This window comes from Azospirillum soli (genome assembly GCF_017876165.1).
In the GTDB taxonomy this organism is placed as follows: domain Bacteria; phylum Pseudomonadota; class Alphaproteobacteria; order Azospirillales; family Azospirillaceae; genus Azospirillum; species Azospirillum soli.
Genome location: NZ_JAGINQ010000021.1, coordinates 18,426 through 32,061, shown reverse-complemented (window position 1 = coordinate 32,061; position 13,636 = coordinate 18,426). Strand labels below are relative to the sequence as shown.

General features: G+C 67.4%; 11 protein-coding genes. 6 read left to right on the top strand and 5 right to left on the bottom strand.

Annotated elements, in window-relative coordinates; translation table 11 throughout:
* Positions 1-63 precede the first annotated feature (63 nt).
* The 6 genes from J2852_RS24915 (at position 64) to J2852_RS24890 (ending at position 5,122) form a co-directional block, all read left to right on the top strand.
* The gene (locus tag J2852_RS24915; protein ID WP_209880888.1) at positions 64-999 is read left to right on the top strand and encodes a replication protein RepA; all 936 of its coding nucleotides are present in this window, start codon (positions 64-66) and stop codon (positions 997-999) included.
* A 160-nt stretch (positions 1,000-1,159) separates the two neighbouring features.
* On the top strand, positions 1,160-2,185 hold the full coding sequence (locus J2852_RS24910) for an AAA family ATPase (RefSeq protein ID WP_209880886.1): 1,026 nt from the start codon (positions 1,160-1,162) through the stop codon (positions 2,183-2,185).
* Complete coding sequence (locus J2852_RS24905; protein WP_209880884.1) at positions 2,175-3,032, top strand: ParB/RepB/Spo0J family partition protein; 858 nt, start codon at positions 2,175-2,177, stop codon at positions 3,030-3,032. The genes J2852_RS24910 and J2852_RS24905 overlap by 11 nt, the downstream gene beginning before the upstream one ends.
* A 132-nt stretch (positions 3,033-3,164) precedes the next feature.
* A complete protein-coding gene (locus J2852_RS24900; protein WP_209880882.1) occupies positions 3,165-3,611 on the top strand; it encodes a hypothetical protein in 447 nt (148 codons plus the stop codon).
* Between the two features lie 43 nt (positions 3,612-3,654).
* The gene (locus tag J2852_RS24895) at positions 3,655-4,506 is read left to right on the top strand and encodes a hypothetical protein (RefSeq protein ID WP_209880880.1); all 852 of its coding nucleotides are present in this window, start codon (positions 3,655-3,657) and stop codon (positions 4,504-4,506) included.
* 64 nt (positions 4,507-4,570) lie between these two features.
* Positions 4,571-5,122: a hypothetical protein gene (locus tag J2852_RS24890; protein WP_209880878.1), complete on the top strand. Its 552-nt coding sequence runs from the start codon at positions 4,571-4,573 to the stop codon at positions 5,120-5,122.
* Between the two features lie 27 nt (positions 5,123-5,149).
* Here the strand turns inward: J2852_RS24890 and J2852_RS24885 are convergent, their stop codons facing one another.
* The 5 genes from J2852_RS24885 to J2852_RS24865 all read right to left on the bottom strand — a co-directional run bounded on the left by J2852_RS24885 (position 5,150) and on the right by J2852_RS24865 (position 13,318).
* Positions 5,150-7,210, bottom strand: a complete 2,061-nt coding sequence (locus J2852_RS24885; RefSeq protein ID WP_209880876.1) for a M3 family metallopeptidase — start codon at positions 7,208-7,210, stop codon at positions 5,150-5,152.
* A gap of 115 nt (positions 7,211-7,325) precedes the next feature.
* The gene (locus tag J2852_RS24880; protein ID WP_343206815.1) at positions 7,326-8,390 is read right to left on the bottom strand and encodes a hydroxyacid dehydrogenase; all 1,065 of its coding nucleotides are present in this window, start codon (positions 8,388-8,390) and stop codon (positions 7,326-7,328) included.
* Positions 8,391-8,438: 48 nt separating this feature from the next.
* Complete coding sequence (locus tag J2852_RS24875) at positions 8,439-9,422, bottom strand: tripartite tricarboxylate transporter substrate binding protein (RefSeq protein ID WP_209880875.1); 984 nt, start codon at positions 9,420-9,422, stop codon at positions 8,439-8,441.
* A 113-nt stretch (positions 9,423-9,535) separates the two neighbouring features.
* Positions 9,536-12,733, bottom strand: a complete 3,198-nt coding sequence (locus tag J2852_RS32420) for an FAD-dependent oxidoreductase (protein WP_209880874.1) — start codon at positions 12,731-12,733, stop codon at positions 9,536-9,538.
* A gap of 27 nt (positions 12,734-12,760) precedes the next feature.
* A complete protein-coding gene (locus J2852_RS24865; RefSeq protein ID WP_209880873.1) occupies positions 12,761-13,318 on the bottom strand; it encodes a sugar dehydrogenase complex small subunit in 558 nt (185 codons plus the stop codon).
* Between the last annotated feature and the right edge of the window lie 318 nt (positions 13,319-13,636).

Genomic DNA, 13,636 nt, shown 5'->3' with positions numbered 1-13,636 from the left:
GAGTACGAATTGAACGACGGCGGGAAAATCGCCACACTGCTGACCGCATGATGGGAGAGTGGCATGGGCACGTTGCATGAGCTGATCCGGACACATGGCGTCAACGACGCCCGGCGTCTGGTCCCCGAACAGGAACGTCCCTTCGTCGATCTGGCGGCCGAGGCTCTGGCGACCGAGAGCAAGGCGCTGGGCATCACCTACGCCGGCTTCTGCCTGACCAGCCTGCCACACAAGGCGCTTCCCGACGAGCAGCATTGGGAGCGGTCTGGCCACAAGGTCAAGCTGCTGATCGAACCCGGCCGCTTGCCGGACGGCGACGGCAGCACGAAATTGTTCGGCGTGCCCTACGGCAGCCGGGCGCGCCTCATCCTGCTGTACCTTCAGACCCGCGCCATTCAGACCGGAAGCCCTGAGGTGGAGCTGGGCGCCTCGATGCGCGACTGGATGGGGCGCATGAACGTCTCCACCGGCGGCAAGTCGTACCGTGACGTGAAGGAGCAGGCGAACCGCATTTCCGCCTGCAACCTGACCTTCATCTGGGACCGGGGCAACAAGAAGTCCGAATTCGCCAAGGACACCATCGTCAAAGGCGGCATCCAGCTTTACGATTCGGACGAAGACCAGCAGCTCCGCCTGTGGGTGGACACAGTGCGGCTCAGCGACAGCTTCTTCAAGGCACTGCGCGAGCATCCCGTCCCGGTGTGGGAACCGGCCATCAAGCTGATTTCCAACAAGAGCATGGCCATCGACATTTACATCTGGCTGGCCTACCGGCTGCACGTTCTGGGGGCGGCGACTCCGGTGACCTGGACGGCGCTGCACGGCCAGTTCGGGGCCGGCTACAAGAACGTCTTCCAGTTCAAGCCGCGCTTCCAGGACGCGTTGAAGGCCGCTTTGGCCGTCTATCCGGACGCGAAGGTGTCGATCGACGAGCAGGGCTTGGTTCTGCACCCCTCGCGCCCGCCGGTGCCGGAGCGCCAGTTCGTACTCTTGGGATGAGAAGAACCGGCCGCGTACTCTTGCGATGGTGAATCGCAGGAGTACGCGCCGGGCAGCACGACCATCATCCCCGATGCCGTCATCTGTGCATCACCGAAGTTGACACCACCATCAACATGACCGATGGTGCACGGGTCGTTACCCAAATTGGGGGAACCCCGTGGCCCGTGAGATGACCGGCGAGGAGCTGCGCAGCTACCGCGAACAGCGCGGCATGAACCAGCAGGCGCTGGTCGGCTGGCTGAACGAGCGGCTGAACCGCCGTTACGACCGCGCCAAGATCTCGCGCTGGGAAACGGGGGCGGAGCGCATTCCGCAGATCGTGGCCGCCGCTTTGAAGGATGGAACGGAGCCGGTGGGCATCCCGGCGGCAGCGGTGCGGGCGGCCCCCGTGGTGTTCTGTGCCGCCAACCAGAAGGGCGGCGTCGCCAAGACAACGACCTGCGTCAACGTCGCGTGGCTGCTTGCGGAATCCGGCTGCCGGGTGGTCCTGATCGACTGCGATCCGCAGGCCAACGCCACGGTGCATCTGGGCGTCGATCCACACGAGAAGGAGCTGGCCAAGGCCACCCTGACCCACGCGCTGAAATCCACCCGCCCGATGCGGGAGTTCGTGACGGCGGTGTGCGGCGGGGCCTTCGACCTGCTGCCCTCCTCCATCTCGCTGGCCGCAACGGACCGGGAGCTTCTGCGGCAGCCGAACGGCACGCTGATCCTGCGGGCGAAGATCGCGCAGCTGGCCGGTCAGTATGATTTCGTCGTGCTCGACTGCCCGCCGCATCTGGGTGAATTGACGGTATCGGTGCTGAACGCGGCCGACCAGCTGCTGATCCCGACGCAGACGGAAATGCTGTCGATGATGGGCATCCCGCAGCTGTTCGAAACCATCGCCGGCGTGCGCGAACTGGTGAACCCGCGCCTTCAGGTGCTGGGCATCCTTCCGACCATGTACAGCCCGCGCCGCCTTCAGGACGAGACGGTGATGGGCGAGCTGCGCGAGTTGGCGACGGCGGAGCAGATCCGCCTGTTCTCGCCGGTCAAGCGCGCCGCCGACTACAGCAAGAGCGTGATGGCCGGGCAGCCGGGGCTGGCCTACAACGCGAACTCCGCCGGGGCGGAGAGTTTCCGGGAAATCGCCGACGCGCTTCTGGCGCTCGCCAAGGAAGGGGTGCGCCATGGCGCGTAAGCTCGACACCTCCAACGCCGGCCTGTTCAAGCGGGCGATCAGCCGCACAGGATCCGGCGGGGGAAGCAACGCGGCGCTGTTCGGCCTGTCCAGCAGCATGCGTTACCGCGAGATCCCGCTGGCGCAGATCGAGCCGAACCCCGACCAGCCGCGCCGCAACGCGCGTACGGCCGACATCGGCGCGCTGGCCGCCTCCATCGCGCAGAAGGGTCTGTTGCAGCCGATCAACGTGCGCGAGGTGGCGCCCGACCGTTTCCAGATCGTGGCGGGCGAGCGGCGCTATTGGGCCTTCGACGCGCTGGGCCGTCCGACGATTCCGGCGCTGATCATCGACACCGACGACGTGCAGGCGCTGGCCCTGATCGAGAACGTGCAGCGGGTCGATCTGCATCCGCTGGAAATGGCCGCTTCGCTCGACCGGCTGATCGCCGAAAAGGGATTGATCCAGGAGCAGGCCGCCGTTCTCATCGGCAAATCGCAAGAGTACGTGGCCCGCCTGCTCGGCATCCTCCGCCTGCCGACCCGGATCCGGGAGGAGGCGCCGGCCCACCCGAACGTCTCTGCCTCGCTGCTGATGGAGTTGGCGGAGCTGGGCGACGCGGCGACCCAGGAATCACTGTGGGAACGGGCCAAGACCGGCCTGACCGTCAAGGACGTGCGGGCGGTGAAGCAGGAGCGCAAGGCGAACGCCTCCTCGCCCTCTCCATCGGTGGAACCGGTGCTGCGGGCGCTGCGCGGCAACGTCACCAAGATCCGCGACCTGCAACAGGCCGGGCTTCTCGCCGAGGAGCAGCGGCGGGAACTGCGGGCGTTGCGCGACGCCATCGACGCCGTGCTGGGAGAGTGAGAGCGCCCGGTTTGCTCCCTGCGTATGCATGATGCGGCGGTCTGTTCCCATTGCGGGCGGGCCATCGTTGTCTCTCGACTGTTGCGGGAATTTTGCTAAAGTTGCGCCCTTCCTGTCCACGGGGGCGCCGCCATGTCCGACACCATCGCCGATTCCATCACTCCGAACGCCCTGCCCGCCCCGGTCGTCGTGCCGCCCAGCACCGCCGCCGTGCAACAGAACGAGCAGGGCAAGGCCAACTCGCTCCTCAACAAGATCGCCGACAAGCTGGACCGGCTGTCGACCCTGACCGTCGTGACTGTGGTCAGCGACGTCGAGACCTTCCAGGACGATCCGGACCGCCCGACCTTCCTGTTCCGCCCGAAGGGCGGCGCGTCCATCGACGCCTTCCAAACCCAGGTCAATCTGGTCACCGGCGACATCGAGAACCTGATCAGCCGCGATTTTGCGACCAACCCGGCCTACAAGGACCTGTCGGACTTCCATCTGGCCCAAGTCACCAAAAGCAACGAGATCGTCAGCACGAATCTGAAGGCCGTGCGCGACCTTGCCGTGCAGCTGGCCGGCCGTTCCGAGTAGAGCGGGATCGCCCCGCCCTCCCCCATCCGTTCGGAGTTGGCCGATGTCCCAGTTCGTCGATCTCGCGCGCAACCTGCTGACGCTTGAAGTCAACACGGTGCTGAAGTCCGGGATGTCGGCCGAGAAGATGCCGCTGGCGGGGGATGCGCTGATCGACATCGCGCAGGACTATTACCTGTTCCTGTGCGACCAAATCGGCGTGTTCGGCGACCGGGACAAGCGGCGCCTGTATCCCTGGGCGGTCGAGCTGTCGGAAAGCTTCCAGTGGGGGATGGCGCCGCTGGCCGCCGAAGGTGCGGTGGAAAAGCCGGACCGCTACAGCCCCGCCTTTCTTGCCCAGGATCTGCCGGGGAACGACCCCGCGCGCGGCACCACCGTGCAGACCTTCGCCGCCATCCGCGAGGTGGCGAGTTGGCTGCGGCAGATGCAGGATCTCACGCGCGGCGCGGCGCTAGAGCCGGGGGCCGATCCCGCCATCCTGTCCGCCGCCGCCCTGATCCAGCCGGAGGATTTTCCGGTCCTGATGCGCATTCAGCGCAATTCGGACCAGATCAACGACATCCTGCGGCGGCGGAGCCTCGATCACATCACCTACCTGCGCCACATGGACGACGAGGTCCGGCGCATGCCCGACCTGAAGACCGCCGACATCGTGATCGTCCGCAAGGCCTGGGACATGGGCACGGAAGTGATCGTGATGCAATCCACGATCCAGATCGACGGCGACGTGGTGACCCGCATCCTGCGAGGCCGGGAAACGCCGGCGAACGACACGCTGATCGGCGTGCACAAGAACGCGGTGGACGTGTCGTTCCGTTATTGGAGCTTCATGGTCGATGCGCTGGGCCGCTTCGCCGGCAAAGCCGTGAACACCCTGGTGGGAGACACGGGGTAGCCGGGCGCGCCGCCTTCTGACGCACGACGCGCCGCACGCTTGGCGCTGGCGCAAGGAAGCGGTGATGCAGGCGCTCGGGCACTTGCGGCCGGGAACGGGTGGGATTCTGCCGCGCAAGGGGCGCGGGATCGGCATCCTGTTCCGCTTCTTCGCGCAGGGCGGGCGCCGGCTGGTCCTGCGCGTGCCGCTCGCTCATCGCGGCGGGGACGGGCTGCGGACGGCGCCGGTGCATGTGCTTCTTCAACCCGATGGCGACGTGCTGGTCAGCCTGCCGCGCGACGCGGTGGACGGCGGGCTGTTCGACGCGGGCGCGGCCGACCGGCTCGCCGCGCGGCTGAGGGAGCTGGCCGAGCGAACGTCCAGAACACCGCCGCTGTGGGGCTTCGACGCCCTTCAGGTGGTGGCGGAGGTCGGAGGCTTCGTCTCCGGAACGTTGCTGACCATGACGGAGTTCGCCAAAGAGACCGTAGGGAACGCGGCGCACGGCGCGCTGTCCGCGTTCCTGCTGGCGTTGCCCGTCGTCATCGTGGCGTTGCGCCCCTGGCTGGTGCGGGCCATCGTCCCGCGCTTGCTTCGCCTCGGTGCGACGGTTGGGAGGCGGTTCGCAGCGGCGTGACCGGGCCTGCCGCGAACCGCGGTCGCCTTACGCGTCCACAAGCCCGCGATGCTTCAACAGCGCCTGGATGCCCGGCTCGCGGCCCCGGAAGGCGGTGTAAAGCTCCATCGGGTCGCGCGTGTCGCCGGCCGAATAGATGTCCTTGAGACGCGCGGCGAGGTCCGGGTGGTACAGGTCGCCGGCCTCCGCGAAGGCCTCAAACCCGTCGGCGTCCAGAACCTCGGCCCACAGATAGGCGTAATAGCCCGCCGCGTAGCCGTTGCCGGCGAACAGGTGCTGGAAATGCGTCGGGCGGTGGCGCACGGCGATTTCCTCCGGCATGCCGATCTTGTCGAGCACGCGGCGTTCGAAGGCCCCCACGTCCAGCCCTTCCGGACCGGCGCCTTCCGGAACGGGGAGCGTGTGGAACTCCAGATCCAGCAGGGCGGCGGCGGTGTATTCGACCGTGCCGAAGCCCTGATTGAAGTTGCGGGCGGCCAGCAGGCGGCGCAGCAGGTCTTCCGGGATCGGCTCGCTCGTCCGGTGGTGGCGGGCGTAGGTGCGCAGGGTTTCCGGCGCGCTCATCCAGTGCTCGTACACTTGCGATGGGAACTCGACGAAGTCGCGGCGGACCGAAGTGCCGGACTGCGACGGGTAGCGCACGCGGCTGAGCAGGCCGTGCAGGGCATGGCCGAATTCATGGAACAGCGTCTCCGCGTCGTCGAAGCTGAGCAACGTCGGCTCGCCCTTCGCGAAGTTGTTGTTGTTCACGATGATCGGCGAGACCTCGCCATCGAAGCTCTCCTGGTCGCGGTAGCTGCTCATCCAGGCGCCGGAGCGTTTGGACGACCGGGCGAAATTGTCGTGCAGGAACAGCCCGACGTGGCGGCCGCCGTCCTTCTCCGTAACCTCGTAGACGCGGACGTCCGGGTGATAGACGGGCAGGTCCGGCCGCTCGGTGAAGGAGATACCGAACAGACGGCTGGCGCTGTCGAAGGCGGCGCGCACCATGTTGTCCAGCACGAAGTACGGCTTCACCTCCGCCTCGTCGAGGTCGTATTTGGCCTGCCGCACCTTCTCCGCGTAATAGCGCCAGTCCCACGGTGCGATGGCTTCGTTCATGCCCTCGGCGCGGGCGGCCTCCTGAAGCTCGGCGCGTTCGGCCGCCGCCTTGCGCTTGGCTGGCTCCCACACCTGAAGCAGCAGGCGTTCGACCGCCGAGGTCTGCTTCGCCATGCTGTCGTCAAGCTTGAAGTCGGCGAAGGTCTTGTAGCCGAGCAGCCGCGCCTGTTCGGCGCGCAGGCGCACGATCTCCTGGATCAGCGGGCGGTTGTCGTGCTCGCCCTCATGCTCGCCGCGCTTGGTCCAGGCCTCGTAGGCGATCCGCCGCAGGTCGCGGCGCGCCGAGAAGGTGAGGAACGGCTCCACCGAGGAGCGGGCGAGCGTGATGACGTACTTGCCCTCCAGCCCGCGTTCCCGGGCCGCCTGCGCCGCCGCCGAACGGGCGAAGTCGGGAAGGCCGGCGAGGTCGGAGTCCTCCAGGATTAGCTGCCAGTCCTTTTCGTCGTGCAGCACGTTCTGGCCGAACAGCGTGTGCAGGGTCGCCAGCCGCTCGGTGATTTCGCTCATGCGGGCCTTTTGCTCCGGCGCCAGCAGGGCACCGCTGCGCACGAAGCCCAGATGATGCCGCTCCAGCAGCCGCAGCTGGTCGGGGGCTAGGCCCAGCGTGTCGCGCCGCGCGTACAGGTCGGCCACCCGCGCGAACAGCGCCGGGTTCAGCGCGATGCGCATGGAATGCTGGGCGAACTTCGGCGCGTAGTCGAGCGCGATGGCCTCCAGCTCGTCGCTGCTGTGGCTGGAGTTCAGGTTGAAGAAGACGTTGCCGACACGGTCGAGAGCGCGGCCGGCGCGCTCCATCGCCTCGATGGTGTTGGCAAAGGTCGGCGCTTCGGGGTTGCCGGTGATCGCCTCGATCTCCGTGACGTTCTCGGCCATGGCCGTGTTGAAGGCCGGCGGGAAATGCTCCGGGCGGATGCGATCGAACGGGGGGAGGCCGAAGGGCGTGGTCCAGGCTTCAAAGAACGGATTGTCGGAAGAATGGTCGGTCATCGGGTCCTCGTGGTGATCGCATCCCCATGTGGGGCTGCCGTCCGCCGAAGGCAAAGAGTAGCCGGAAAAGAATGGAGCCGGAAAAAGATTGACGGGCTGGGGCGCGATTAGACGGCTAATACCCGACGGTGCTCGTCTCCGGGCGAAATCCCATCACCGCTTCGAAGCGGTCGGCATAGGCCGGCCAAGCCTCGGGATTGATCAGTCGCGGCGGCCTCTCGCCCTTGAGCACGCCGACGATCTGCTCCGCAGCGAGCGCCCACATGTTGCGCCGCGCCTCCGGCGTCACGCCGGCCGTGTGATAGGTCGCGACGACGTTGTCCTGCGCGAGGAGCGGATGATCGAGCGGCGGCGGTTCCTCGTCCCAGACATCGAGCCCGGCGCCGCCGACGTGCCCGCGCCGAAGGGCGTCGGCCAGCGCGGCCTCGTCATGGATGCCGCCGCGCGCCGTGGAAATGAAGACGGCGCCTGTCTTCATCCGGGCGAACGCCGCCGCGTCCATCATCCCGAGCGTGCCTTCGTCGCGCGGGCAGTGCAGCGACACGACATCCGACCGTTCCAGCAGATCGTTCATCGCCACGGGGATCGCGCCGCGACTGGCGATCTCCTCGCCGGTCAGATGGGGGTCGTGGGCAAGGACGGTCATGCCGAAGGCGTGCGCCAGCCCGGCGACCCGCCGTCCGACATGGCCGATCCCGACCAGTCCGATGGTCTTGCCGCTGATCTCGCGGCCCATGACGTCTTCGCGCTTGAAGCCGCGTTCGCGGCGCAGCCGCCGGTCGCTTTCGCTGATCCGCCTGGACAGGTCGAGCATCAGGCCGATGGTGTGCTCGGCGACCGATTGGGCGTTGCCGCCGGCCTGATTGACGACCAGCACACCGGCCTTCGTGCAGGCCGCGACATCGACCGTGTCATACCCCGCCCCCGAGGACGACACGCAGAGCAGCCGGGGGCAGTGTTCAAGCAGGTCGGCCCCGGCGTGCCACTGGCGCGGCAGTTCGTTCCGGGCGGCGGAGATCTGATAAACGTGCGCGTCGCCCAGCGCGGCCCAGGCATCCCCTTCGGGGCCGGCGAGGCGGCAGGTCGTCAAGGCGATGTCGGGTTCGCGCCCGAACCGTTCCTCCATGGCCGGATCGCTCCACAGGTCGAAGCGCACCACCGTCTTGACGCCCGCGAACACCGCTTTCCCCTGATCAATGGATGGTTCTCGATGGATGGTCCGCCCCGCTTATTTTTCCACCCACGGGGTTTCCTTCCAGAGCGTCCGGATTCCATCCTCGCCGGTGCTCAGAGCGGCGGCGAAGGCATCCGGTGAAAGGAACGACATGGGCGCGTAGCTCGCCTTCATTTTCGCCCGAAACTCGGGATTGGCGGCGACCTTCGCCACGGCGGCGGCAAGACGCTCGCGGATCGGCTCCGGCAGGCCCTTCGGCGCGGCGGCGCCCCGCAGGGAGTTGAACACGATGTCGAACCCCTGCTCCTTGAATGTCGGCACGTCTGGGGCGACGTCGCTGCGCTGGACGCTCATCTGGCCGAGGTTCCGCACGGGCGCACCGCCGGCCTGCGCCGCCATCGCCTCGCCGATGTTGATCGCGCCGACCATGATGTGACGGCCCGCCACGGCGTTCTGCACATCGGCCGAGCCCTTGAAGGGAATGTGCGTCAGCTTCACGCCAGCGATCCTCTGGAACGCCAGCACCGCCAGATGGTCGTCCGATCCGACGCCCGACGTTCCGATGGTCACCTTGAAGGGATTGGCTTTGGCATAGGCGACGAGATCGGCCAGGGGCTGTATCTCGCTGTCCTTGTGGACGGAGAAGTTGCCGGGATCGTCGATCACGTTTCCGAGAAGATCGTACGCACGCCAATCAAAACGGGGCTTCCGCTCGATCGGAATCGTCAGCACGTTCGGGGAGTTGATGAAACCGATCGTGTAGCCGTCGGGCTTGGCCTCGGCCAGCGCGGTGAAGCCGATTTCGCCGCTGGCGCCGGGACGGTTCTCCACCATTACGTTCACGCCTTCGCCCAGTTCCTTTTGCAGGAAGCTGGCGAGCGATCGCGCCGACAAGTCGGTGGAACCGCCCGGCGGGAAGGCCACGATCAACCGAATCGGCCGCTCCGGATACTCGGCCGCCGCCGGGTGAGCGAGGCACAGGACCGTCGCGGCGGCCAGCATGCCGATGGCCTTGAGGCCGCGGCTGATTCCCTTCATCGGGGTTCTCCGTTCATTGATTGGGCCCGGAAGGGGCGATGCGTTCTCTCGGCCTGCAATCTATAAGTTTAAAAACGTGCAGAAAATGAGACTTTTTATCGCTGGGTCGCGGATCACACGACCTTAACGGCCTGCATCATGCCCATGTCCTCGTGCGGCAGGGTGTGGCAGTGGAAGACGAACAGGCCGGTGTAGTCCAGGAAGCGGGTGCGGAAGCGCACGCGCTTGTTCGGCGGCAGCTCCACCGTGTCCAGCCACAGCCCCGGATCGACGTTGCCGCCGGAGACCATCTGGAACGGGTTGACGTGGATGTGGAAGGGGTGCGGGTCGTTGGTCTGGTTATAGATCTCCCACTCCTCCACCGCGTTCAGCGGGATCGACCAGGGCGTCTCGCAGGAGAAGGGGACGCCGTTGATCGTGTAGGTCACATGCTGCGGCGCGCCGGTCATGCCGAATTCCAGCCGCCGGCCCATGGTCACTTCCGTGTCGCTGATCGGCGCCAGATGGCGGTAGGACGGCAGCGCGCCGGAGAACAGCGGCTGGTCCCTGGCGGGCGCGTCCTCCACGACGACGGTGGCGATCGGGCCGATGGTGCCGCCGCCGTCCACCGTGTAGCGGCCGGGGCGGCGCGGCGCCTTGACCAGCAGATCGGCGCGGTTGCCCGGCACCAGCGGCAGCGGCCCCGCCAGGGGGCGCGCCATGGGCAGCGGGTTGCCGTCGGTGCACAGCAGCACGGACGTCAGCGGCTCCGGCACCGTCAGGCGCAGCAGGCGGTCGTGGGTGGCGTTGACCAGCCGCCAGCGCTGCACCTCTCCCGGTGCCATGGACAGCTCCGGCATCAGCTGCGCGTTGACGTAGGTCGGGCCGGGCAGGTTCAGCAGCGTTTCGTTCTCGCAGGTGCCGTCCGGACCCACGCACTGGCTCTGCACCATCAGGACGCGTTCCGTGGCCGCCCGGATTTCCGGGATGTCGTCCACCGCCCCTTCGATGATCAGGCAGCCGGCCATGCCGCTGGCCACTTGCAACGCCACCGCGCCGTGATAGTGGGCGTGGTAGAAATAGGTGCCCGGCGGGTGATCGGCCCCGATGTTGTAGACGTACTGGAAAGCGTGGATCGACCCGGCCTTCTGCGGCCCCTTGGGCACGAGGTTCAGCAGGATGTCGTCGCTCGGCTGGTTGGGCGAGACGTGGACCCCGTGCAGGTGCATGTTGGTGGTGTTGAAGGCGTGCGGGATGTTGCCTCCGCACATCTCCCCGCCCGGCTCCCACGGCAGGTCGTTCGACAGGTGCAGGCGCAACAGGTCGCCGGCGCGGACGCGCAGCGTGCGCCCGACCGGCAGACCGTCGTAACCGCGCAGGCTGACCGGCTTGCCGGCCAAATCGAAGCGGGAATAAGCGGCCCGCACGTCGGTGGCGAGCACGCCGCCCGAGGATCGGGCCTGCGGCGGCTGCCACAGCGGCTGTCCCTTGGTCCCGGCGTTCAGCAGCGTGGTGCAGCCGGCCCCCGAGGCGGCGGCGGCGGCGAGGCACAGGCCGCCTTCGAGCAGGGTGCGGCGGTTGATGGCGAAGGTCATGGCGTCGGTCCTCCCCTTCACGCGAGTCCGCGCGCGACGATGTGGTCGGCGGCGCGCAGCGTGAGTGCTGCCAGCGTCAGCGACGGCGAGCAGATCGTGATCGTCGGGTAGGCCGACGTGCCCAGGATGAACAGGTTCGGGTGGTCGTGGCTGCGCCCGAACCGATCCACGACGGAGGTCTTGGGGTCGTCGCCCATGACCGCCGTGCCGCCGATGATCGCGTAATCGACGGTCGGTTCGGCCTCCTGCGGGGAGGGGCAGGCCTTGCCGTACCGCTCGCCCGAGACCACGGGGGAAATGCAGGTCGCCCCCATCCGCTCCAAGGATGGCGCGGTCGCGGTCCTTGGCCGCGTTCCAGCCGCGAAGGGTGTAGTCGTCGATGCGGAAGTTCACCTTCGGCAGCGGCAGGCCCAGCGCGTCGCGGCGCGTCCAGTCCGGGGCGACGGTGTTCTCCGTGTCCGGCAGCACCTCGACCGAGCTGGACAGATGCACCTGGCGCGAGGTGTTGTCGTGGATGCGGTTGCGCAGCTCCGCCCCGACCAGCTTCTGCTTGATGGCCTGCTGCGCCTCGTTGATGGCGCCCAGGCTCATGTTGAAGCCGCCATTGACGATGAAGGTGGCCGCCGCCGCCTGATTGGCGCGGAACGGCCCGTCGCGCAGGCCGGTGACGCCGCCGGTCGCGCTGACCGGACCACGGAACGGCCAGACGGGGCTGGGCGCGTAGCCCTGCGTGTCGATGTCCACGTTGCACATCAGGTTGCGCCCGACGAGGCCGGAGCTGTTGGCGACACCCGCCGTGCCGCGGCGGGTGGACATCAGCAGAAGCTTCGGCGTTTCGATGGCGTGGGCGGCCAGCACGAACAGCTTGGCGCGCGCCTCGCCCCAGCCGCCGTCGGCCAGCCGGTACTGCACCTTTTCGACCTGCCCGTCCGCGGCCACGTCGATGTTGTAGACGACGCGGCCGTGCATCAGCTTGGCCCCTTCCGTCACCGCCTTCATGACGTGGACGGAGCCGTCGTACTTCGCCGCGATGGGGCAGATGAAGCGGCAGCTGGCGTTGCCGCAGCATTGCGGCCGGCCGTCGTAGCCCTGCGGCAGCGACACGCGGGCGTGCGGGTAGCCGCCGACAGCCCAGCCCAGCGGTTCCGCCGCCGCCATAACCATGCGGTCGAGGAAGGAGATCGGCACCGGCGGCAGTGGGTACGGCGCGTTGCGCGGCGGCCCGATGGTGTCCGGCCCGCCGGCCACGCCCCAGGCGACCTCGGCCTTCAGGTACCAGGGCTCCAGCTCTTCGTAGGAGACTGGCCAGTCGCGGCCCACCCCATAGACGCTCTTCATGCGGAAGTCGTTGGGGTGGAAGCGCTCGGCATGGCCGGTGAAGTGCCAGGAGGTGCCGCCGACCCCGCGCAGGTACAGGCCCTGGAAGGCCAACTGCGTCTTGGGCGAGGTGTTGCCCTGTGGCTGCTGGCCGTAAAAGACCCAGGGGTCCTGGTCGTCCGGGCAGGGGGCGTAGGGGGCGTTCTCGTAGGGCGCGTTGGCGCCCTTGGTCGGATCGGCGCGGAAGCGGGCGACCGCCTTGTCGCGGTCGATCTCCGGTCCGGCCTCCAGAATCGTCACGCTGCGCTTCTGCCGCGCCAGCTCATAGGCCATCAGGCCGCCGGCCACGCCCGCGCCGATCACCAGCACGTCGGCCTGGAGCGTTTCCCGCGCCGGGCCGCTTTCCTCGATCCGGTCCATGTCGTCTCCTTGAGATGCTGGCGGCCGTTAAACGGGGGGTTCGTCGTGCCAGTAGCCGAACGGGCCGCCGCAGGTGGCCGGCGGCTTGGTGAAGTCCTGGCAGACGGTCCAGGCCAGGGCATCGTCGTAGGTGATCACCCTGCTGCCGGCGGCGGCCGTGGCTCCCGCCGGGACCATGCCGGTGTACCAGGCGGAGATCAGCGCCTCCGTCTTCGGCCACAGCAGCGGGTTGTTCACCAGCTTGCGTTCCAGCGTGGCGTCGTCCGGCGCCGTGGCGGCGATGCGGCAGATCTGGAGAAGGTCCCGGTCACCCCGCGCGGCCAGCGCCTGCCAGATGGTGTTGGCCAGCTGGATGTAGCTTTTGTCGAGCGTGATGCCGCACAGCTTCGACGAGGCCGCCAGAAACGTGTCGGGCATCGCCGACGCGGACGCGGAGGCAGCTGCCGCCGGCAAGGCCGCCAGCGCCGTGGCGCCGGCCAGACCGGCAAGAACGTCGCGTCGCGTCGCACCGCCCTTCCCTGTCTTCCCCTGGGTGGCTTTCTTCTGGCCTGTCTTCCCCCGGGGAGTCGTCACCCTGTCCGTCATGTTGCCCGCCCGCTCTTGCAGAAGTGCCGCCCTAATCAACCATCCAGCCTGATTGCACATGATCGTGCGCGCTATGGAGGTTTTTCGTAATATTGCGTCAATCTATAGCAGAGGCTGTAAATCCGGCAAGCGTCATCAAGCCGCAGGGTCTGGCAATCCCCGCGAGCATCTTTGACGTGCCTTCATTTCCAGAAATATGAGTACAACGGCGTGCTATGGACGCTCTTGACGAAGGTAAGTTGCCTGAATGTCATTTTTGTGCCCGCAATGGTGGCGGGAGGAACTTGCCAGAGGGAACATGAAACCTTTATCGTCATC